General features: G+C 57.8%; 19 protein-coding genes. 7 read left to right on the forward strand and 12 right to left on the reverse strand.

Annotation, left to right across the window (positions count from 1 at the left end; genetic code table 11):
- Positions 1-17 precede the first annotated feature (17 nt).
- The 5 genes from ACR0DH_RS03490 to ACR0DH_RS03510 all read right to left on the reverse strand — a co-directional run bounded on the left by ACR0DH_RS03490 (position 18) and on the right by ACR0DH_RS03510 (position 6,553).
- On the reverse strand, positions 18-2,435 hold the full coding sequence (locus tag ACR0DH_RS03490; RefSeq protein ID WP_480547201.1) for a GcvT family protein: 2,418 nt from the start codon (positions 2,433-2,435) through the stop codon (positions 18-20).
- A gap of 122 nt (positions 2,436-2,557) precedes the next feature.
- Positions 2,558-3,874 (reverse strand): HlyC/CorC family transporter, encoded by a 1,317-nt coding sequence (locus ACR0DH_RS03495; RefSeq protein WP_480542879.1) that lies wholly within the window; start codon positions 3,872-3,874, stop codon positions 2,558-2,560.
- A gap of 63 nt (positions 3,875-3,937) precedes the next feature.
- Entirely contained in the window at positions 3,938-4,891 is a 954-nt protein-coding gene (locus ACR0DH_RS03500) for a site-specific tyrosine recombinase XerD (RefSeq protein WP_480547203.1), read from the reverse strand.
- Positions 4,892-4,896: 5 nt separating this feature from the next.
- A complete protein-coding gene (locus ACR0DH_RS03505; protein WP_480547205.1) occupies positions 4,897-6,414 on the reverse strand; it encodes a hypothetical protein in 1,518 nt (505 codons plus the stop codon).
- Entirely contained in the window at positions 6,404-6,553 is a 150-nt protein-coding gene (locus ACR0DH_RS03510; RefSeq protein ID WP_170530159.1) for a hypothetical protein, read from the reverse strand. The genes ACR0DH_RS03505 and ACR0DH_RS03510 overlap by 11 nt, the downstream gene beginning before the upstream one ends.
- 79 nt (positions 6,554-6,632) lie before the next feature.
- Here ACR0DH_RS03510 and ACR0DH_RS03515 point away from each other — a divergent pair, with 79 nt between their 5' ends.
- A complete protein-coding gene (locus tag ACR0DH_RS03515; protein ID WP_480542885.1) occupies positions 6,633-7,220 on the forward strand; it encodes a shikimate kinase in 588 nt (195 codons plus the stop codon).
- Positions 7,221-8,333, forward strand: a complete 1,113-nt coding sequence (aroB, locus tag ACR0DH_RS03520) for a 3-dehydroquinate synthase (protein ID WP_480547207.1) — start codon at positions 7,221-7,223, stop codon at positions 8,331-8,333.
- A gap of 8 nt (positions 8,334-8,341) precedes the next feature.
- Here the strand turns inward: aroB and ACR0DH_RS03525 are convergent, their stop codons facing one another.
- Both ACR0DH_RS03525 and ssb read right to left on the reverse strand, forming a co-directional pair.
- Complete coding sequence (locus ACR0DH_RS03525) at positions 8,342-9,412, reverse strand: site-2 protease family protein (protein WP_480547209.1); 1,071 nt, start codon at positions 9,410-9,412, stop codon at positions 8,342-8,344.
- Positions 9,413-9,430: 18 nt separating this feature from the next.
- Positions 9,431-9,922: a single-stranded DNA-binding protein gene (gene ssb / locus ACR0DH_RS03530; RefSeq protein ID WP_480542891.1), complete on the reverse strand. Its 492-nt coding sequence runs from the start codon at positions 9,920-9,922 to the stop codon at positions 9,431-9,433.
- A 205-nt stretch (positions 9,923-10,127) separates the two neighbouring features.
- On the opposite strand from ssb, the gene ACR0DH_RS03535 reads away from it, so the two are divergent.
- From ACR0DH_RS03535 to ACR0DH_RS03545, 3 genes are all read left to right on the forward strand, one after another.
- Positions 10,128-10,706 (forward strand): lytic transglycosylase domain-containing protein, encoded by a 579-nt coding sequence (locus ACR0DH_RS03535; RefSeq protein WP_480547211.1) that lies wholly within the window; start codon positions 10,128-10,130, stop codon positions 10,704-10,706.
- Positions 10,707-10,805: 99 nt separating this feature from the next.
- Positions 10,806-11,768, forward strand: a complete 963-nt coding sequence (locus ACR0DH_RS03540; RefSeq protein ID WP_480547213.1) for a LuxR C-terminal-related transcriptional regulator — start codon at positions 10,806-10,808, stop codon at positions 11,766-11,768.
- A 130-nt stretch (positions 11,769-11,898) separates the two neighbouring features.
- On the forward strand, positions 11,899-12,885 hold the full coding sequence (locus ACR0DH_RS03545) for an MBL fold metallo-hydrolase (protein WP_480547215.1): 987 nt from the start codon (positions 11,899-11,901) through the stop codon (positions 12,883-12,885).
- 123 nt (positions 12,886-13,008) lie between these two features.
- Here ACR0DH_RS03545 and ACR0DH_RS03550 read toward each other — a convergent pair whose 3' ends face one another.
- The 5 genes from ACR0DH_RS03550 to miaA all read right to left on the reverse strand — a co-directional run bounded on the left by ACR0DH_RS03550 (position 13,009) and on the right by miaA (position 20,773).
- On the reverse strand, positions 13,009-15,096 hold the full coding sequence (locus ACR0DH_RS03550; RefSeq protein WP_170530142.1) for an ABC transporter ATP-binding protein: 2,088 nt from the start codon (positions 15,094-15,096) through the stop codon (positions 13,009-13,011).
- A gap of 95 nt (positions 15,097-15,191) precedes the next feature.
- Positions 15,192-16,655 carry an ABC transporter permease gene (locus ACR0DH_RS03555; protein WP_480547217.1) on the reverse strand — a complete coding sequence of 488 codons (1,464 nt, stop codon included), beginning with the start codon at positions 16,653-16,655 and terminating at the stop codon, positions 15,192-15,194.
- Positions 16,656-16,668: 13 nt separating this feature from the next.
- Positions 16,669-17,715, reverse strand: a complete 1,047-nt coding sequence (locus ACR0DH_RS03560) for an ABC transporter permease (protein WP_480542899.1) — start codon at positions 17,713-17,715, stop codon at positions 16,669-16,671.
- Positions 17,716-17,839: 124 nt separating this feature from the next.
- The gene (locus tag ACR0DH_RS03565) at positions 17,840-19,510 is read right to left on the reverse strand and encodes an ABC transporter substrate-binding protein (protein ID WP_480547219.1); all 1,671 of its coding nucleotides are present in this window, start codon (positions 19,508-19,510) and stop codon (positions 17,840-17,842) included.
- Between the two features lie 369 nt (positions 19,511-19,879).
- Positions 19,880-20,773, reverse strand: coding sequence for a tRNA (adenosine(37)-N6)-dimethylallyltransferase MiaA (gene miaA / locus ACR0DH_RS03570; protein ID WP_480547221.1), 894 nt, complete (start codon positions 20,771-20,773; stop codon positions 19,880-19,882).
- 97 nt (positions 20,774-20,870) lie between these two features.
- On the opposite strand from miaA, the gene pyrH reads away from it, so the two are divergent.
- Together pyrH and ACR0DH_RS03580 are read left to right on the forward strand one after the other, a co-directional pair.
- Positions 20,871-21,614, forward strand: a complete 744-nt coding sequence (pyrH, locus tag ACR0DH_RS03575; protein WP_353007164.1) for a UMP kinase — start codon at positions 20,871-20,873, stop codon at positions 21,612-21,614.
- Positions 21,615-21,656: 42 nt separating this feature from the next.
- Complete coding sequence (locus ACR0DH_RS03580; RefSeq protein ID WP_480547223.1) at positions 21,657-22,883, forward strand: aminotransferase class V-fold PLP-dependent enzyme; 1,227 nt, start codon at positions 21,657-21,659, stop codon at positions 22,881-22,883.
- Positions 22,884-22,895: the final 12 nt, after the last annotated feature.

Raw genomic sequence — 22,895 nt, forward strand, 5'->3', positions numbered from 1 at the left:
GCCCCAGTGGCGGTAAGTCATCCCCTCATGCGCGCGCCATCCGCATCAAACAGCGGGGTCGAGATCACACGGGCCTTGCGCAGATCCCCAAGGATTTCGATTTCAACTTCCAGACCGTCCTGCGCACGGTCAGTTGGCAGGAACCCCAGGGCGATGGATTTTTGCGCGTGGTGGGAATAGCCGCCCGAGGTGCAGAACCCCACAACAGCGCCCTCCAGCCAAATTGGCTCATAGGCGTTGACGTCCGCATCTGCCGCATCGACTTCGAAGGCCACAAGTTTGCGTGCAGCACCCGCTGCGCGGTCCGCTTCTGCAGCAGCGCGACCTATGAAATCGGCGTTCTTCGAAAATGAGATAAAGCGATCCAACCCGGTCTCAGCCGCAGTATAATCGGGCGAGAACTCCCGCATCCACGAGCCAAAGAACTTATCCAGCCTCAGGGACATCATAGCGCGCATGCCAAAGGGCGTTATGCCAAACGGCTGCCCAGCCTGCCACAAGGTCCACCACAGCTGTCGTTGGGCCATCGGATCGCAATAGATCTCATAGCCCAGATCGCCGGTGTAGCTGACCCGTTGTACGATGCAGTCCGTCATGCCGATTGTCATCTGGCGCACATCCATGAATCTGAGGTTCGAAATATCCTCACGTGTGCAGGCCGACAAGACCTGCGCGGCCTTCGGGCCCGCGATCTGGAAGCCGTTGAGTTGATCGCTGATGTTGTCGATGGAAACTCCATCGATTGCGTTTTGCTGGAACCAGCGCATGTGGAAGGCCTGACTGCCATAAGAGGCGGTCAGGCGGAATTCGGTCTCACTCAGGCAAGACACAGTGAAATCCCCGATCAGCTTGCCCTTGTGCGACAACATCGGTGTGAGCGACAGGCGCCCCGGCTGCGGAATCCGCCCGGCCATTATCCGATCCAGCCAATCCCGCGCCTGTGGCCCCGCGATCCGGTACTTACCGAAATTATGCACCTCATTGATGCCAACACCGTTGCGGACGGCGCGGACCTCGCGGCCCGTCGCCTCGAATGCATCCGAGCGGCGGAAAGAGGGGGTCTCAAAGCCCGGCTCATCGCCATGCGCGAAATAGTTCGGCACCTCCAGCCCATATTGCTGACCCCAGACCGCGCCCAGTTCGCTGAAGATGTCATACATCGGCGTGGTGCGGTTGGGGCGTGCTGCGGGCAGTTCCTCGTTCGGGTAGGCGACACTGAACCGTTTCTGGTAGTTCTCGATCACTTTCGGGCGGGTATAGCCGGGGCTGATCCAGTTGCCGAACCGGGCGACATCCATGGCGAAGACATCGCGTTCCGGCTCGCCCTCGATCATCCATTGCGCCAGCATCAAGCCAACACCTCCGCCCTGGCTGAATCCGGCCATGACACCGCAAGCGGACCAATAGTTGCGCATCCCCGGCACCGGCCCGACCAGAGGGTTGCCATCGGGCGCAAAGGTGAATGGGCCATGGATCACCGATTTCACCCCGGCCTCGGCCAGAACCGGGAAGCGGGTATAGGCGAACTCGATACTGTCGGTGATCTTGTCATAGTCATCCGGCAGCAATTCATGCCCGAACTCCCACGGCGTTCCATCCACGGCCCAAGGCTTGCAGGGTTGTTCGTAGAACCCGATGCACAACCCTCGCCCTTCCTGCCGCAGGTAGCTTTCTCCTGCAGGGTCCATCACGTGCGGATGCTCTCCGCCCGCGTCGATGATCGCCTCGATCTGGGGGATCGAGTCTGTGACCAGATATTGATGCTCCATCGGGTGCAGCGGGAAATAAACACCCGCCATCGCGCCGACCTCGCGCGCCCAGAGGCCGCCTGCGTTGACAATATGTTCGGCGTGGATCGTGCCCTTGTCGGTGACCACATCCCAGGTGCCATCCGCACGCTGGTTCGTTTCACGCACCATGCAATGGGTCTCGATCGTGGCACCGCCCATTCGGGCCGCCTTGGCATTGGCATGGGTGGTGCCCGATGGGTCCAAGTGCCCGTCCAGCGGATCATAGAGCGCACCGATGATGCCGTCGGTATTGGTGATCGGCGCGATTTTCTTGATCTCATCCGGGCCGACGATTTCGGTTTCCAGCCCCATGAACCGGTGCTTGGCGCGTTCGGCCAGCAGCATGTCGAACCGATCCTGATTGTCAGCCAGCGTCACCCCGCCCACATGGTGAAGCCCGCATGACATGCCGGTGATCTCTTCCAGCTCTTTGTACAGACGAATTGTATAGCCCTGCAGCGCCGCCATGTTGGTATCGCCGTTCAGAGTGTGAAATCCGCCCGCCGCATGCCAGGTCGAGCCCGAGGTCAGCTCGGACCGTTCTAGCAGCATCACGTCTGACCAACCCAGTTTGGTCAGGTGATACAATACCGAACAGCCAACAACGCCACCGCCGATCACGGCCACACGGGTTTGAAGTTTCATGAATACCTCCGTCAGAATTGCGGTCAGTCTGATCGGAGGGTGGTGTTCTGCATGTGAAAATACGACAAAGTTTGTCGGTTAGAGCGCATCAGTTTTTACCAATGCGCTCTGATTGGCGCTTGTTACAGTGTGGAAAGAGGTCTGATCTTCAGCTCTGTGATCCGATTGCCTTCGCGCGACGTCACCTCGAACCGGAAACCGTGGAACGAGAAGACCTGACCCACAACAGGGATCATCTGAGCCTCATGGATCACCAGCCCGGCCAGCGTGTTGGCCTCTTCGTCGGGCAGGGACCAATCCAGCGCGCGGTTCGCGTCGCGGATCGTCATCGCCCCTTCGACAAGGTATTGCCCATCCTCGGATCGGGTCACTGGCACATCTTCTTCGATATCGAATTCGTCTGCGATCTCGCCCACGATTTCTTCGAGGATGTCTTCGAGGGTGATCAACCCTCTCAGTGATCCGTATTCATCCACCACAAGCGCGAAGTGGCTGTGCATCCGCAGAAACTCACGCATCTGGTCATCTAAAGTGGTGGTTTCCGGAACGAAATACGGGTCATTTGCGACCTTGGCGATATCAAAGGATTTCAACCGATCCGCATCACCATCGGTGCCGCCAACCTGCGCATACATGGCGCGGAACAGGTCTTTGGCGTGGACGACGCCCACGATGTTTTCTGGCTCGTCCCGAAAGACGGGCAAGCGCGTATGCTGACTTTCAAGACATTGCTTCAGGATCGCCTCGGGCGCGGCATCCGCGTCGATCATCTCGATGTTCGAGCGATGAAGCATGATTTCTTCCACCACCCGGTCGCCCAGGTCGAGTGCCCCAAGAATCCGGTCGCGGTCTTCTTTCTCGACCACACCTTCGGAATGACCCAGCTGCAGGGCGCCTGCGATCTCTTCCCTTACAGCAAGGATATTGCTGTCGGGGTCAATCCGAACGCCGAACAGGCGAAGAACCCCACGCACCAACAAGCGTACAGCGGCCACGATGGGCGAGAAGACGGTGACAACGACGCCAATGATCGGCGCAACCGCCGAGGCCGCCTTTTCCGAGTTGGTGATAGCATAAGTCTTGGGCAGAACCTCGGCAAAGATCAGAACCAGCAGGGTCATGACCAGCGTCGCCAGCGCCACGCCGCTTTCGCCGAACAGTCGCGTGAACAAGGCCGTGGCCAGCGAGGCCGCCAGAATGTTCACCAGATTGTTGCCTAGCAGAACCGATCCGATCAGGCGTTCATTATCTTCGGTTATTTCCAGCGCTTTTTTCGCGCCGCGAGAGCCTTTGTCGGCCTGCGCGCGCAGTTTTCCTCGGGATGAGGCCGTGAGCGCGGTTTCCGAGCCGGAAAAGAAGCCTGACAGAAAAAGCAAAAGCAAGATGGCGCCTGTGGTAAACCAGAATGCGCCGTCGATCAGAGAGGATGTGGGTTCCATCGGTCCTTGGTTGTTCGTGTTTCTGCACCCGTTATGGGGATGCTGCCCCTATGGATCAAGGGTTTAGCCCTGATCTTTGGGGTCTTTCGCCAGCGGGTGATGCTCTAACACCAGTTCGGCCAGTCGTTCGTCCAGCACATGGGTGTAAATCTCGGTCGTGGCGACATCGGCATGGCCCAGCAGGGTCTGGATCGAACGCAGATCAGCCCCATTGGCCAGAAGATGCGTCGCAAACGCATGGCGCAACGTGTGCGGCGTGACCTTTGCAGGGGAAACGCCGCCAGCAACCGCCAGGTCCTTGACTAGAAGAAAGAAGCGGTGCCGTGTCAGGTGCCCCGATTTCCCGCGCGAGGGGAACAGGAACCGTGATTTCTGCCCGCCTTTCTCAAGTGCGCTCTCTTCAGCCTCATCGCGCTGCACCAGCCAATCGGCCAGCGCGTCGCGGGCGGGTGGGGACAGCGGCACCATGCGTTCTTTACCGCCTTTGCCCAGAACCAATAGCATACGCGGGTCACCGCGCGCCGAGGAGACGGGCAGCGAAACCAGTTCGGTCACGCGCATGCCGGTGGCGTATAGCAACTCCATCAGGCAGGTGTTCCGGATCCGGTCTGATGCGCTGCGCCCGGTCGTACGTGCGGCCTCAAGCAGGCGATCCACTTCAGCGACATCCAGCGTTTTTGGCAGCCTCTTAGATCGGCCGGGGCCTTTGATCTGAATTGCGGGGTTGGCGTCTCTCCATCCTTCTTCAAAGGCAAATCGAAAGAGTTGTTTGATCGCTGACAGACGGCGTGCGCGGGTGGATTTCGATAAGCCTTGGGCGTCGCAATCGATCAGATAGGCTTCGATCTGGTCGCGGTCTGCGTCACCTAGCGCAATCTTCCGATGTTCCAGCCATGCGGCAAAATCCTTCAGGTCGCGCCCATAGGCCAGCAGCGTGTTGGTTGCTGCCCCAAGCTCGGCCGCTTGCGCCTGTAGAAAGGTAGAAATCCACAATTCATGAGAGGCTGGCGCGCTCATCACGATCACCGTTGCAGGATCAAAAGGGTTAAGGCGGCGCGTCTTGCCGTGTCCTCCAGACCGACACGTCGAAAAGCAGCGATGGCGGCAGACAGGTCCACAAGGTTCCCACGTGCGCCATGTGCGAACATCTGCATGGCTTCCAGCAGCGCCTCACCCAATTGGCCCTGATCCAGCAAAGCGTCGATATCCGGCGGAACTGGAGCTGCCCATTGGAACCCCTGTGACACCGCATCCGCCAAGGGTGACGGAGAGATTGCACGCCCCGGATCGCCTTGCGCAAGGGCGGTCAGGAACTGCGTTTCGGTCGATGTGTCTGGCGGGGACATAGCGGCCTGTTCATAAAGCTCGGACAGCATCAGAATGCGCCACCGCAGCGCGTCTGTTGCGGGCACTGGCAGGGTTACGCGCGCCAACTGATCGGCGAACAGCTCGGCAAACGGAACCTCCAGCCCGACGCCGCGCATCTGGTCCCAGACAGGGGGCAGTGTCTTGCCGATTGCCTCAGCATTGCCGGTTTTCAGAGCGCTTTCGAATTGTTGAATCGCTGACACCCGGTCCCAGACTGCGCCCGAAGCGGCTGGCTCACGCTCGGTATAAAGCCCAAGCAATTGGTTGGGTGTCAGCGCGCCGATCCGGGTCAGGCGCTCAGCAGCTTCGATCTGAGCTTTCCAACCAGCCACATCGCGCAGGTCCGCATTGGCAAAGGCGCGGGGCAACGGGGCCGAGGGCAACCGCTCCCCGATCGCTTCGAACAGGCGGAAGGTCAGGGGGTTCGGGTCGTCAGGTTGAGGAAGATAGGCTGCGTCTTCATAGAGTTCGGGACTGAGAAACCGGTCTAGAAGGTCCAATTCCTCTGGCGGCAGCAGGCTCAGCGCATGTGCGGCCTCAAGCGTCAGAGCGGCAGACGCCCAATCCCCCCGGCGGGCCTTGCAGAAGATCTGCGCCGCATAGTCAGAGGACAGGTGCGGCTGCGCGATCAGAGCAGTGCAGCTGCGATCCTCATCCCCGGTCAGCAGCGTGGCATCGAACCAGCGTTGAAACCGCGCCATCGTGTCAGTAGGGCCGGCCAGTTGAACAAGCGACTGCGCGGGATCAGCGGCGCCAAGCTGTATCAAACGATCCAGCCGGGCCAGTAAAAGGGCTTCCTCAGCACCTGGCCCAGCTGGCGCACGGGATTCCGACAGCAGAAGCGTAAACAGCAGGCGCTGCATGGCCGGGTTGGTCTTGACCGGAACGCGCGCGATCAGTTCAGCCAGACGCGCGGGATCGCTGCCCTGCCATAGGTCGACCGGTAGCCCGGTGACCGTGGATGACACAAGGCCCAGCGGCTGAGACAGTGCCTCAAGCGGCGTCACCTCGACCTCGGGCTGAATTCCATTTTGGGTTACGGGCGGTTCCAGTAGGACTGTGCCGGGTAAGTTTTCTGGCGGTTCGGTCAGCCATTCGATCGCCGACAGGGGCTCCTGCGCGTGCGCGGCCCCGGCCAACAGCACTGCCACCGCAATGTGCTTAGTCGACATCCAGAGTAACCGGCTCACGGATTTCGCTTTGAGGGGCCGAGAAATCGGCCCCAAAGAACGGGCCGATATAGGCATAGCCCACGAGCCCGATGAAGCACAGGCAAATTATATATATCAGGAACTTGATCAGACGGCCCATGGCGTCACGCTGCCTCAATTTTTGATTTTGGCCAAGTTATAACTGGCATTTTTTCTAAGATCACGTCATTCACGATGAAATGAGCGAAATTAAGCATAACACGCGACTTGCGGATGACGGATCATCATATGATCTGCACAAAACGGTTGTGCTTGTAGGGATGATGGGGGCCGGAAAGACAGCTGTGGGCCGGGCCTTGGCCGCACGGCTGGGCGTTCCGTTCCTCGATAGCGATGCCGAAATCGAATCGGCGGCCAACATGACAATCCCCGAAATATTCGAACGCGATGGAGAGCCGTTTTTTCGTCAGAAGGAAACTCAGGTCATTGGTCGTTTGCTGGATGAGAAGCGGGGGATACTCTCCACCGGTGGTGGCGCGTTTATGTCTGCCGAAAATCGCAGGATGATCAGTGAACGCGGCGCAGCGGTTTGGCTGCGCGCGGATCTGACTGTGCTTTGGAACCGGGTGCGTCACAAGGATACGCGCCCCTTGTTGCACACCGCCGATCCATACGCCACGCTCAAGGCCCTGTACGAGGATCGCGTTCCGATTTATGCCAAGGCCGATCTGATCGCGGACTCGGATGGCGAAACCTCAATCGACAATATGGTGGACCGCGTGGTCGAGGCCTTGTTGGCTCGCCCGGATGTTTTGGAACGAAAATAAATGCATCAAACCGTACATGTAGAGCTGGGCGAACGCGCATATGATGTCGAGATTGGCCACGATCTGCTGGCGCAATCGGGCGCACGGATCGCGCCTTTGCTGCATCGCCTCAAGGTTGCCGTTCTGACCGATGAAAACGTGGCAGCGCTGCATCTGGATGCGCTGCGTGACGGTTTGGCTGCTGCCGGGATTCAGATGTCTGCGCTTGCACTACCCGCAGGTGAGGCGACCAAAAGCTGGCCGCATTTTGAACGCGCCGTTGAATGGCTGCTGGCCGAAAAAGTCGAACGCCGCGATGTTGTTGTTGCCTTGGGCGGTGGCGTAATCGGAGACCTTGCGGGCTTTGCCGCCGCCGTGTTGCGCCGTGGCGTACGGTTTGTTCAAATCCCAACCTCTCTGTTGGCGCAGGTCGACAGTTCGGTGGGTGGAAAAACCGGGATCAACGCGCCGCAGGGCAAGAACCTGATCGGCGCGTTTCATCAGCCTTCGCTTGTGCTGGCCGACACCTCGGTTCTGGGCACGATGACCCAGAGGGATTTCCTGTCTGGATATGGTGAGGTCGTCAAGTACGGCCTGCTGGGCGATGCCGCGTTTTTTGACTGGCTTGAGGCCAACGGCCCAGATGTTTCGACTGGTGATATGGCCGCGCGAGTCAAGGCGGTCACACGCTCGGTACAGATGAAGGCTGACATCGTCGCGCGGGATGAGACCGAGCAGGGTGACCGGGCGTTGCTGAACCTCGGCCATACATTCTGCCACGCACTAGAGGCCGCGACGGGTTATTCCGACCGTCTGCTGCATGGCGAAGGCGTTGCCATCGGCTGTGCGCTGGCGTTTGAGCTGTCATCCCGTCTTGGCCTGTGTTCGCAGGAAGACCCAAGCCGTGTTCGGGCGCATCTCAAGGCCATGGGCATGAAAACCGACCTGTCCGATATCCCCGGAGAGCTTCCGGATGCCAAGGCTCTGGTCGACCTGATGGCGCAGGACAAAAAAGTGATCGACGGTCAGTTGCGCTTTATCTTGGCGCATGGGATCGGTCAGGCTTTTGTCACCTCGGACGTACCGCGCGATGCGGTGATGTCGGTGTTGCAGGATGCGTTGGCAGCGCGCTGAAACGCTATTCAGCGTCCACCTATAATCATCAACTCGGCAATGTTCTCGCGTGTGATATAGCCGATCATATTCCCTGTTTGGCTCATCACCGCGACCGCAGGCGCGCCTTTGTGCAACTCGCCCAACACCGTTTCCAGCCCTGTGGTCAGCGCGACTTGGGGGATATCGGCCTCCATGATCGATGTTGCCGGGTCGGATCGCGGATGATCCCCGGCCATCGCTGCAAACAGCCGATCGCGTGTGACAAAGCCCAGCAGCGCCCCGTCAGATTCCAGCACCGGAAACTCATGCTGAGTTGTGTGGATCACGGCCTCGGCCGTTGTGTTCAAAGTATCTTGAGGTGATAGAGAGCGAAACGCGGTGATCATGGCGTCGCGTGCCAGAACGCGCCGTGCCACTGACCTAAGCGCGACGTCCTGATTTTCGGAATTGGCCGCGATGAACACAAAGACTGCGATCAGAACCAGAACCGGATTGCCTGAACTCAACCCCCAGAACCCGAAGCCAACCGCGACGATCTGGCCGCTGACTGCGGCGATACGGGTGGCGGTTCTGCGATCCATACGCAGACACAGAAGGGCGCGAAAGACACGCCCCCCGTCCATGGGAAAGGCCGGGATCATGTTGAATGCCGCCAACAGCAAATTGATGTAAGCCAGCCGCTGCAAAAGCCCAAAACTGGCCGTATCCAGATCGGCGAAGGACCCAAGCGACATCCCTGCGCCAAGCAGAACCAGCACCAGCCAGATGACGATATTCACCGCTGGGCCTGCAAGGGCCACGAGGACTTCTTGCATCGGTTTTTCTGGCATCCGCTCCAGCCGCGCCAGACCGCCGATGGGCAACAGGGTGATGTCAGGGGTTTTGATGCCAAAGCGCCGGGCCATCAGGGCGTGACCGAACTCATGCGCCACGACGCAGGCAAACAGGGCCAGCACAAAGAGCAGATTGTCGACGGCCGCTGGCCAGCCGCCGCTGGAATAGGCCGCAAACCCGACCCAGGCGAGCAGAAGGAAGAAGGTGACATGGACCCTAAGTTCGGACCCGAGTAGTCGGCCGAGCGAAAAGGACCATGTCATGCGTTGTCTCCGTTTTGCTTAGAACGGAATCTCGTCGTCGTCGATTCCGCCGGATGCCGGGGCAGGGGCATTGGATTGGCCGCCATAGGGATCGCCATAGCCGCCACCGGCCTGACCGCCGCCATAACCACCCGACTGGCCACCACCGCCACCTTCGCCACGGCTGTCCAGTAGGGTCAGTTCGCCACGATAGGGCCGCAGAACAACTTCGGTCGAGTAACGATCCTGCCCGGACTGGTCCTGCCATTTGCGGGTTTCCAACTGACCTTCGATATAGACCTTGCTGCCCTTGCGCAGATACTGCTCGGCAATACGAGCCAGCGGTTCCGAGAAGATGGCCACAGAATGCCATTCCGTCCGTTCCCGACGCTCGCCAGTATTACGGTCTTTCCAGTTCTCGGATGTGGCGATGCGCAGGTTGCACACTTTGCCACCGTTCTGAAACGACCGCACCTCGGGATCGCGGCCAAGATTGCCGACCAGAATGACCTTGTTGACTGAACCCGCCATGTATTTCCCCGTTCTGTATTACTTTGAATGCGCCGAATCTGACGCCGGATATCTCTGCGACCCTATATCGCCTGCGTCATGGTTAAAACATGATTGATCACACTATCGTTCGGCAAGAAATCCCGTCCCGGCCTTAACCAAGCTTTCATTTTTGACTGGAATACCTATACTCCGACTGATTTTTGAGCGAGCGGGATAAGCTTTGATGCGTTCTGTGTGTGTTGGTTTAACGGTTCTGGGCATTGTGCTGCTGTCGGGCACTGCGCAGGCGGATACCTTGTCGACCAAAAGTCGAATGGATATTTTCCTGAAACAATCCAAAGTGTTGGATGGCCGCGCTGCCACGCAGTATCGCGGGTCCGAACGTTTGAAACCAAAGACCCCGCAAGGCAGTTTCGCCAAACGCTATACCGGCAGCTATCGCGGCCAATATCTGACCATGGCGCGGCAAGCCGCCCGTCTTCATAGCATCCCCGAGGAGCTGTTTTTGCGTCTCGTGCAACAGGAAAGCGGCTGGAATCCGCATGCAAAGTCGCACAAAGGGGCGCTGGGTCTGGCGCAGCTGATGCCACAAACGGCTGAACTGCTGGGCGTGAATCCGCATGACCCCAAACAGAACCTGGAAGGCGGCGCGCGGTATTTGTCCTGGCAATATCGCAAGTTCAAATCCTGGCCCTTGGCTCTGGCCGCCTACAACGCTGGCCCCAAAGCGGTTGAAAAGCACGGCGGTATCCCGCCGTACAAGGAAACCCAGAACTATGTAAAAGTAATCTGGGGCGGTTAAGCCCTGATGCTGCGACGCAGAGCGCCCTATTCTTGATCTTTCACCGATGGACCAACTAACCTGAAAGGGTGTATTGCCCACCAATTGGTGAGACCCCTCATGCCTGTTGATCACCCTCAGATTCCCAAGGAAACACTGGCCAACTGGCAACAGCTTGTGGATCTGGTTGCAGAGCTGGCGGATGTTCCAGCAAGCCTGATCATGAGAACCGATGCGCCAGATCATGCGGTTTTGATCACATCAGATCATCCAGAAAACCCATATCCCGTCGGTATGAGTTTTCAGCTTAATCCGAAACTCTATTGTCACGGCGTTCTACAACGCGACGCAGAACTGGTGGTCAAGGATGCCGCCTGCGATCCGGTTTGGGCAGACAATGACGACCTTGAACACGGTATGACATTTTACATCGGCTTGCCGTTGAAATGGCCGGATGGATCGCTGTTCGGCACAATCTGTGTTCTGGACCGCAAGCAAAACAGGCGCGCGTTGTTGTTCCGCGAAGGTCTTACGCAGTTTGCGCGTATGGTCGAGTCGGATTTGGCCTTGTTGCAAGAGGTTTACCTGCGCCGCGCCCTGGAAGAAAAACTGAACGAGACACTGGCGCAGCTCGAAACCCGCGTTTCGGATCGCACCCGCGAGTTGCAAGAAACGAACACAGCATTGCGTGTTTTGTTGTCCAGTTTGGATGATGACCGTAAAAGCCGAGATCACGAAATTGTCGATCAGGTGCGTAGCCGCGTATTGCCATATCTCGAAAAGGTGCGTGCTCAGCTTTCAGAGGACGAAGCGCAATGCGTATACCTTGAATTGGCTGAGAAAAACCTGAACGAGATTACGTCATCACTCTCTGACGAACTCACGGATGCCTTCGCCGTGATGACTCCGACCGAGATTGAAATCGCACAGATGGTGATGTTCGGAAAGACAACCAAAGACATAGCCAAAGCGCTGTCGCGGGAAACGTCGACCATCGATTTTCACCGCAACAACATCCGTCGCAAACTGGGCCTTGAAGGGCGCGATAAGAACCTACGCAGCCATCTGCTCTCGATTTCGTGATGTTCGAATATGGGGTTTGTCCCCATATTTCACCCTCAATTTTCCGGTCTGAGCCCATATGCTTTGACTTGTTACCCTCTGCCGAGAGGTGCGGACTAACTGCACACAACCAACAGAGAGGTACATCAAAATGGATCGCAAAGATCTGAAACCCACGCTCCTGAAAGGGGACAGGGATCATCTGGCACCGGGGTTGTCGCGCCGGTCTTTCTTTATGGCAGCGGGCGCAGCGGGCGTCGGCGCAACAGCTTCGGTTCTTGGCGCAAAACCAGCAGAGGCGCAATCGCAGGCCTGGCTACAGCCGGGTAACAACAATCATGTGATTGATCTTCAGGGGTCCACCGGCCAGGCCAGCACCGGGGCTGTAGGCATCGATTACTACGGTCATTGTGCAATCAAAATCACTTCACCCAATGGGGCAACTGTTTTGTTTGATCCTTGGCGCGATGATCCGTCTGGTGCCTGGGGACTTTGGTTCCGCAATGAATTCCCGCAAATCCCTGTGGACATCACGCTGTCGACCCATGCGCATTTTGACCATGATGCGATTGAGCGTCCAAGCTCGACCATGGTGTTGGACCGGATGGTGGGCAATTTCGAGTTTGCCGACGTCAAGATCACGGGCTTTGCCGATAAACACGCTTGCGTTGCACCTGGATGGTATGACTGGACGAATGCGCTCGCCGAGTTCGGGGTGGAAGCCTGCCCGCCGAACAATGTCGGCCATATGGATATGGTGGTCTATCTGGTCGAAACCGGCGGCATCCGTACGTTGATCTGGGGCGACAACCGCCATAACCCGCCGCAGGAGTTCTGGGATGCTATCGGGCAGGTCGATGTTCTGACACTGCCAGTGGATGGTTCAGAACACATTCTCAGCTTTGATCAGGGCAATGACATCGTTTCTAAGCTCAAACCCAAGGTCATCATCCCGACCCATTACCTGAACGAGGTCACGTCTTACACACTGACCACACTGCAATCCGCCGATGATTGGGTCAAAGGACAGCAGAGTTACCAGATGCTCGACAGCGCCAGCCTCCAGCTTGAAGCTGGTGAAATTGCCGGAATGAGCGAGGAGTTCATGCATTTCGGGAACAACGTCATGACCGGCTGAGCCGACCTCGGAAGACTTCCGCCACTCACGCATACCGATGCGTGCCGCCTGTCTCCCCACAAACCGCGGTGCGAACAGAAAGGGCCGGTCGATGACCGGCCCTTTCCAATTCTGATCAGTGGTTTACTCTGCGGCGATTTTGATCACCGGCTCCATGCGTGCCAGAATGTCCTCGGCCAGGTGGCATTTAACCTGATGACCTTCGGCCAGTGTTCTGACCGGTGGAACATCCGATTCACACCGCCCGTCCGGCACTTCGGATTTCCAGCGGCAGCGGGTCTGGAACGGGCAACCTGGCGGTGGGTTCATCGCAGATGGGATGTCTCCCTCCAGAACGATATGCGTTTTCTCGATGGATGTATCCGCAATCGGAACCGCGCTCAGCAGGGCTTCGGTATAGGGGTGATAGGGGGGCGAGAAGACCTGATCGGTTGTTCCCAGTTCAACCACATGACCCAGATACATGACCATCACCCGGTCACTGAGATAGCGCACAATCGACAGGTCATGGCTGATGAACAGCAGTGTCGTCTTGTGCTCGCGCTGAATTTCCATCAGTAGATCGGTGACCGCCGCCTGCACAGACACATCCAAAGCCGAAACTGGTTCATCCGCCACCACAATCCGTGCATCGCCAGCAAAAGCTCGTGCGATGCCCACACGCTGTTTCTGGCCGCCCGACAATTGCCGTGGCATTCGATCCGCAAAGGCGCGGGGCAGTTTCACCAGATCCAGCAGTTCCAGCATGCGCTTCTTACGCTCGGCCTCGGAATTGCCGACGCCGAAGATCTCAAGCGCGCGGATGATCTGACGCCCCACGGTCATCGAGGGGTTGAGCGTATCAAACGGGTTCTGGAACACCATCTGCACTTCGCCCACGGTTTTCGCGTCGCGTTCTTCAATCGGCACATCTTCGATATTGCGATTGTCCAACAGAATCTGTCCGTCTGTCGCGGTTTCAAGCCCCATCAGAACCTTGGCGAAAGTCGACTTACCACAACCGGATTCACCGACGATGGCCAGCGTCTCGGACTCATGTGCCTCGAAACTCAGCGTCTCGTTGGCTTTCACAACCTTTGTTTCACCGCCTCCGAACAGGGCGTTGGCTGCCACCTCGTAGTATTTCTTGAGGTTGTCCATCTTGAGAACGGTTCGGCCAATCTCGGCCTTTTCCTTCTGCTCGCCCACTGTGATCGGCGCGTTCCAGTCGATCTCTTTGAACTTCAGGCAGCGCGTGTGGTGTCGATCATTGCCGGGCACCGCCTCCATCAGGATATTCTGCGCGTCACAGCGGCCTTCTTCGAAATAGTCACAGCGCGGCCCAAAGTTGCAGCCTGGCGGGCGTTCATGCGGCAGTGGGAAGTTCCCCGGAATGGCGACCAGCGGGCGCGCGTTCTTGTCCGCGCCGGGCAGGGGGATCGACCGGAACAGCGCCTGCGTATACGGGTGCTGCATCTCGTCGAACACGTCTTTGATCGAGCCGCGCTCGACCGCTTCACCGGAATACATCACGCACAGCCGGTCGCAGGTCTCAAGCACCAGACCAAGGTTGTGCGAAATAAACAGCATCGAAGTGCCGTATTTCTTACCCAGATCTTTGACCAGTTCGACCACGGCAGCCTCAACCGTCACGTCCAAAGCGGTGGTTGGCTCATCCAGAATCAAAAGCGCCGGCTTTGACATCAGCGCCATCGCGATCACGATCCGCTGCTGCTGACCACCGGACAGCTGATGCGGGAAGGAATTCAGCATCCGCTCGGGGTCGGGCAGGCGCACATCCGTCACAACTTCCAGCGCGCGGGAATAAGCCTCTTCCTGGCTCACACCCTCATGGATCATCGGCACTTCCATCAGCTGTTTGCCGATCTTCATGGCCGGGTTCAGGCTGGCCATCGGCTCCTGATAGATCATCGCGATCTCGTTGCCGCGAATGTCACGCAGCTCTTCGGTGGTCATCTCAGACAGATCACGCCCCTTGAACTTGATCGAACCGCCAACAATGCGCCCGTTCTTGCCCAGATCCTGCATGACACCCAGCGCCACCGTAGATTTACCACAGCCGGATTCACCCACCAGCCCGACAGCCTCACCAGGCTGCACAGAGACCGAGAAATCCATAACGGCGGGAATTTCCCTCAGCCGGGTGAAAAACGAAATCGAAAGCTTGTCAATCTCTAGGATAGGTCCGTCATAATCTGCCAATTTATTCATCTGTGTTTCTCCTCGCGAGAGTCCGGGGGATCCCCTTCATCTGGCCATAAATATCCCGGGGGGTCCGGGGGGCTGGCCCCCCGGCCACAGTCACATCAGTCCTTCAGACTTTCTTCTCGCAGGCCGTCTGCCAACAGGTTCAGACCCAGAACCAGCGACAACAGCGCCAGCGCAGGCGGAAGGGCAGGGTGCAGATAGATCGACAGAAGCTTGCGCCCCTCATTGATCGTGGATCCCCAATCCGGGCTTTCGGGCGGCAAGCCCAACCCGAAGAAACCCAAAGTCCCCAGAAGAATGGTGGTGTAACCGATGCGCAGACAGAAATCGACGATCAGAGGGCCACGGGCGTTGGGCAGGATTTCCCAAAGCATGATGTACCACGGCCCTTCGCCCCGGGTCTGGGCCGCAGCCACGTAATCGCGGGTTTTGATGTCCAGTGCCAGGCCGCGCACGATACGGAAGACCGTGGGCGAGTTGACGAAGACCACCGAGACGAACACCACCAGAATACCGCCGGGAATATCGAACAGGTCCAGATAGATCGGCAGGCCCCAGATCCGGTAGGCGTCGGTATTGATGATGTAGCCACCGGTCGAAATCAGCGACAGATACAGCCACAAGGCCACACCCAGAACACCGATCAGAAGAGGTGTGCGGAAATTTGGACGCGTGTAGTAGCGCGAGTTCAACAGCACTCCCAAAAAGATGATCGGGAAGATGAACAGCACAGCCGCCATATAATTCGGCACTCCGGTTGCCACGATCTCGGGCGTCACCAGCAGGTAGAACAGCAGGATTACTGGGAAGGCCAGGATCAGGTTGGCCAGGAACGACAGCAGAGTATCCAACCGACCGCCATAGTACCCGGCAGGCAGGCCTAAGGTGATGCCAACCATAAAGGCAAACATCGTCGCCAGCGGCGCGATCTGCACCACGATCCAGGCGCCTTTGACCATTCGGCTAAAGACGTCGCGGGCCAAATTGTCGCCACCCAGCAGGTACCAGGCGTATTGGCCGTCTTCGATATTGGATAATGGGGTGCCGGGCACCTTGTTTTTCATGCCCGAGACCTGTGCCAGCGGATCATGGGTCACGATCATGTCGACCGCCCCGAATATGCCGGTAAAGACCCAGAACATGACAAGGCCGAAGCCGATCATGCCAATGGGGCTATCAAACAGCTTGCCATAAAGGCCCAGCTTGCGTTTGAAGGCGATCGACATGGCATAAAGCAGGATCAGCGAAAGCCAGACAGGTAGAAATTGCTGAGACATGGCGCCGATAATACCTGCGCCTGTGCCCATCACAATGCCGAGTACAATATAGGCAACGGCAATCCCGACACTGGCCAAGAAGCTATAGCGCAACGACGCGCCGATCAGGTTTCTCAAGCCCGAACTTGAGGTCAGCGTGCCATCCGGGTTCACGGTCATCTGATCCTCTGGCAGCACGATGCTGGCCAACATCCAGACGATAATCGACAGCACCATAAGCCCCAAAGCCAGAGCCAATAGCGGGTTCAGGAAGGCGATAGAGCCGGTCCAGGTTAATGGTTCCATATCCTATCCCTCCTTAAGAAATGCGGATGCGCGGGTTGAGGTAGACATAGCCGATATCCGATATCAGCTGCGTCACAAGCACCACAAAGACAGATACGACCGAGATTGCCAGCAATAGCTGGATGTCGTTGTTGCCCGCCGCCTGTACCAGCGCCCAGCCAAAGCCTTTGTAGTTGAACAGGGTCTCGACAATCACAACACCATTCAGCAGCCATGGGAACTGCAGCATGATGACGGTGAAGGGTGCGATCAGCGCATTGCGCAGCGCGTGTTTCATGACGATGTTCGGGAACGAGACACCTTTCAGGCGCGCGGTGCGGATGTACTGCGCCGTCATCACCTCAGTCATCGAAGCGCGGGTCATTCGGGCGATATAGCCCATGCCATAAAGCGCAATGGTCAATACCGGCAGGAAGAAGTTCTCAAACGTTGGATTCTCCATCGCCTGCGTCGCGGTGCCCTTGAACCATTTCAATCCAACAGCGGACGAGGTGAAGATGGCGATGAAAATCACGCCTGATACGTATTCCGGTGTCGCCGTGGTGGTGATGGCAAAGGTCGAAAGGGTCCGGTCGGTGGCCGAACCTTCTTTCATCCCGGCCAGGATACCCAGGATCAAAGCTGACGGGACCATCAGCAGCATCACCCAGAACATCAGCCGCCCCGTCAGGGCCAGACGGGTGCCAACAACGGTTGATACTTCTTCTTTGAAGACCGTCGAATATCCCCAATACCCTTGCAGGATACCGCAGAAATTGGGGGCTTCTTCCGCAGGCTGACCAGGCTGGATGCATCGGCCCTGAACCGTGCCATCTTCATTCGTATGCCGGTACGAAGGCAGAACCCCTAGCCATTCGCCGTATTTGATCGGCGTGGATTGCAGATAGCCGCCTTTTTCCAGAAAACTCTCAACCTGCTCATCCGACATCCGGAAATTGCCCTGCGTTTTCGCAAGCTTTTCCAGGTTTGGATAGAGGTTCGTCAGAAAGAAGACCAAGAACGTCAGGCACAATGCTGTCAAAAGCATGATGCCAACGCGTCTTAGGATAAATAGTCCCATGTTAGCCCCTGTTGGTAGGCTGGCGTGAGTGTCTTTTGGCTTCACGCGTAGCTGTTTTTATGGTCGTCGCTGTCAGGACGAAAAGGCCGCGCCAATGTGGCGCGGCCTCTTGTTTGGTATTGGCTCAGGACAGGATGCCGAACTTGTAGATCTGCGGCAGGTCCGCGATGTGCTTTTCGACACCCACCATGTTATCGCGGTGGTGGCGCATTGCTGTTCGCCAGTAAGGCTGAATAGTCACGCCTTCATCGATCATGATCGCCTGCAGTTTGGCCATCACCTCACGACGTCTGTCGACATCAGCGATCGAGTTCGCTTCGGCCAGCAGCGTGTCGAACTCCTCATTCGCAAAGCCCGATTCATTCCAGGCAACACCTGATTTATAGGCCAGCGCCAGAACCTGAGTGCCCAGCGGACGGTGGTTCCAGTTAGTCGAGGAGAACGCGTATTTGGTCCAGTCGTTCCAGAAGGTCGATCCCGGAAGAACGGTGTGCTTGGCCTTGATGCCCGCATCGTTCAGCTGAGCGACAACGGCAGCGGTGGTGTTCCGGCGCCAATCGTCGTCGATGGATTGAACCTCGTGTTCGAAATCACCCATGCCTGCTTCGTCCATCAGCGCCTTGGCACCTGCCGGATCGTATGGAATACGGGTCACGGCCGAGTCATGCTCGGGGTGCATCGGGCCCACATGGCAGTTGTCGGCTGGGATGCCGTATCCAGACATACCCAGTTCCAGGCAAACCTCGTTGTCCACGGCCATCGCAAGGGCCTGACGGACCCGTTTGTCGCCATAGATCTTGTTGCCATTGCCATCTTCGGCCAACTGGTTGGGGCGGATAACGATAGTAAAGCCCGACGGAATTTCCGAACGAACCAGGCCGATACCGTCGAAGATATCAACGAATTCCCCAACCGATTCCCAGTTCATGTCGATCTCTTCGGCCTCATACGCGGCCAGGAAGGCGGCCGGGTCGGTGCCGTAGTCGATGAACTCGATCCGGTCGATATAGCCGCCCTTGCCGGCCTCGTAGCCCCACCAATCATGGCCTTCGTTGCGGACCAGAACGCCCTTTACGCCCACTTCGTGGCTTTCAGGCAGCATAAATCCGGTTCCGACCGGGTTGCTCAGCATGTCATTGGCGTCAAAGCTGCTGTGCACGATGGCGGCTGGATAGTCAGCCATGCCCGGAATGATCGTGATGTCGGGTGCGTTGCACTTCAGCTTAACTGTGTGGCTGTCGACAACGGTGATTGCGCCATCGGCTGCCTTTTGCGTTTCCGCATTTGCAAGTGAGGCCATCCGTGCGGCCATCGAGTTGCCTTCGACCGTTGCATCACACCATGCGGTGATGTTGCGCGCCACGTCTTCGGCGGTGAAGTCATCCCCGTTGTTCCATTTGACGCCTTTGCGGACATTCAGAGTGTATTCGGTTGCGTCGTCATTGGCTTCCCAGCTTTCCAAAAGCATGGGTTTGAACGTACCGTCGTTGTTGTATTCGACCAGATACTCCAACCAACCTGCAGTGAACGTGGCGATCTGTGTCCAGTCATATGTGCGCGGATCCTTGAGCGCGCGCACTTCCATTTGATAGCGAATGGTGCCGCCGCGCGGAGGTTCTTGAGCAGCCGCAGGTGTTTGCAGGCCGATCATGCCATAGGCTGTGGGTACGGCAACACCCAGCGCGGTTGCCCGCGCCATAAACTCGCGGCGGCTGAGTTTACCGTCGCGGCATTCCTGAGCGTGCATCTCGGCCGCCCAGTGAACATTTGCTCCGGTAGTTGATTGATTTGCCATTAACTCTTCTCCCTGAGTTACAGTTTTTTTTGATGTGATGATTCAGATTACGCGGCGCATTTTGCGCCGTCAGGTAATTCTATGGGTCTCGTTTTTTGGATTCTGTCTCTCCCCATGGGCGTATTCGGCACCAGAAAAATGGCAGCGTCAATGTTCGAATTCGTCATCCAAGGTACAAAAACGACATCATTTGCCCTTCGGAACGGGCTGTTTCCGGTAACGGGCGGAGGTGATTGTTTTGTTAATAACCGGATTCAAGCGGGCTCTGGATGCCGCTTGTGTCGATTTAAGGTGACGTTTGGCCTAAGGGGCCAACATGGAAGACGCTGATTCTATCTGCGAGAAGGCCCATGACAAACTCGCGTCATATCACTTTGAGATATATAGCCGATTCCAGTTCTTCATTCGGGCCCGAAACCAGGTGCGCTGTCGTTTTGCGAATTGTCGGGTTGAGATGGTGGCGCGCTCGCGGGCTTGGTCCAAGGTCATCTGATCCTCTAGAAACGACATCAACTCGGGTACGCCGATCGCCTTGAAGGCTGGCAACGCAGGATCGAAGCGTTCGCGCATGGCCGCCACTTCGTCCAAAGCGCCTTTTTCCAGCATTTGATCAAACCGAAGGACGATCCGATTCAGCAGCCACGCTTTATCGACGTCAAAGACCAATGGGGTACAGTCCTCGATCTGCAAGACCGGCGGCGGAGTATCCGCCTGCCAGGAGTTCAGGCTGCGACCGGTGGCACGCTGAACCTCCCACGCGCGCTGGACGCGCGCGCGGTTGTTGGTGTCGAGCCCGGCCAAGGTAACCGCATCTAGGTCATTGATCAGGTCTGACAGGGGCAGTTGATCCGCCTGTTGCCGAACCTCGGGCGGAGTAGCAGGGATTTCTGCCATGCCTTCGGTCAGGGCTGTAAAGTAAAGCCCGGTACCGCCAACAATAATAGGGCGCTCATCGCCCGAAAGCATCGGCGTGACCTCACGCAGCCAATGTCCGGTGGAATAACTTTGGTCATGGGCGACGTGACCATACAGCTTGTGCGGCGCGCGCGCCTCGTCCTGAGCCGATGGTCTGGCCGAGATGACTTGCCAGCAGTCATAGACCTGGCTGGCATCCGCATTGACGATGACCCCCCCAAAGGTTTCGGCAATCCGCAACGCAAGCTCGGATTTTCCCGATGCGGTTGGGCCTGCGATCAGAACGGGTTTGCCGTCTTCGATTGGGGGCAAATCGTTCCAAATCTGTGCTTGGGTGTGCTGGGCCATACCGGGGTGTCTTATTCCTGACCAACCGCATTGAACCTGCGGAGGTTTTGCTTCATTTTGCGCCGGAAAATAAACCCGTGCCAGCCCGGAGCGCAATATGAGCCTGACCTCATCCACCGACATCACGAAACCCAAGTATAACCGCGTTATGCTGAAGATTTCTGGCGAGGCGCTGATGGGGGATCAGGGATTCGGCCTGCACCCGCCAACTGTGCAGCGCATCGCGCAAGAAGTGAAGTCGGTCCATGATCTGGGCGTTGAGATTTGCATGGTGATCGGCGGGGGTAACATCTTCCGCGGCCTCAGCGGCTCAGCTCAAGGGATGGAGCGGACAACGGCAGACTACATGGGCATGCTGGCCACCGTCATGAATGCGCTGGGGATGCAGTCGGCGCTGGAAGAGATCGGGGTGTTCACCCGTGTGATCTCTGCCATTCGCATGGATGAGGTATGCGAGCCCTATATCCGCCGTCGCGCCGTGCGACATCTGGAAAAGAAACGGGTTTGCATCTTTGCCGCCGGAACCGGCAATCCCTATTTCACCACCGATACCGCCGCGACCCTGCGCGCCAATGAGATGGCCTGTCAGGCGATATTCATGGGCAAGAACGGGGTCGATGGTGTATACGACAAAGACCCCAAAGAGCACGCGGATGCCGTGCGCTATGACACGGTCAGCTATGATGACGTTCTGGCGAAACGCTTGCGGGTCATGGATGCCTCGGCCATTGCGTTGGCGCGGGACAATAACCTGCCGTTGATCGTGTTTGGACTGGATGAGCCCGGCGGCTTCCGGGGCATTCTGGCCGGTGAGGGGACCTATACCAAGGTTCAGGGCTGACGCTGCGCGATCAATCGAAAACACATAGGGGAGGGACCGACCATGCCACCGTTGGATATTGATTTCGTGCGGGCGCAATTCCCAGCCTTTTCCGAATCCGGTTTGCAGGGGCAGGCTTTCTTTGAAAACGCGGGCGGGTCGTATACCTGCCAGCCCGTCATCGACCGGCTGACCCGGTTCTACACCCAGCGCAAGGTTCAACCCTATGCGCCGTTTGAGGTCAGTCAGCTCGCGGGCGCCGAGATGGACGAGGCGCGCGCCCGACTCGCCGCCATTCTGGGCGTTGAGACAGACGAGCTGAGCTTTGGCCCGTCGACCACGCAAAACACCTATGTTCTGGCGCAGGCCTTCCGGCAATGGCTGAAACCGGGTGAGGCGATTGTGGTCACCAATCAGGATCACGAGGCAAATTCCGGGCCCTGGCGGCGGCTTGCGGATGCCGGGGTCGAGGTGCGGGAATGGCAGATCGATCCTAACACCGGCGCGCTGGACCCTAAGGACCTTGAGAACCTTCTGGATGAGAAGGTGCGCCTTGTCTGTTTTCCGCATTGCTCCAACGTGGTGGGTGAAATCAACCCGGTGACCGAAATCACCGCGATCGCCCATGCCGCAGGCGCGTTTGTCTGTGTCGACGGCGTCTCTTATGCGCCGCACGGGCTGCCGAATGTTGGCGATCTTGGGCCGGATATCTACCTGTTTTCCGCCTACAAGACCTATGGCCCGCATCAGGGCTGTATGGTCATTCGGCGGGGGCTGGGCGAGCTGTTGCCCAATCAGGCACATTATTTCAACGGTGATGTCCTGTACAAACGGTTCACACCGGCTGGGCCAGACCACGCGCAGATTGCAGCGAGCGCCGGGATGGCCGACTACATCGAACAACTTTGTCTGCATCACGGTGGCCCAAAACAAGGCGCGGCAGAGCAAGGTGCATTTGTGCATGACCTGATGCGCGCCCATGAAGAAGCGTTGCTGCAACCGGTTTTGGATGCTTTGAAAACCCGTAACACCGTGCGTCTGATCGGCCCCTCGGATGCAACGCGCCGCGCACCGACGGTTGCACTTTCGTTAGGACGGCCAGCAGAGCCTGTTGCTGCGGAGCTGGCGAAATATGGTGTAATGGCTGGTGGAAGCGATTTCTACGCGGTGCGCCCGTTACAGGCGATGGGTGTCGATCCGGCTATGGGTGTCCTGAGGGTCAGCTTCACGCATTACACTTCACAACAGGAAATTGATCAATTACTGGAGGCGCTTGACCGCGTTTTGTGATCCACTTTCAGA

Source organism: Ruegeria sp. I1, from assembly GCF_056532675.1.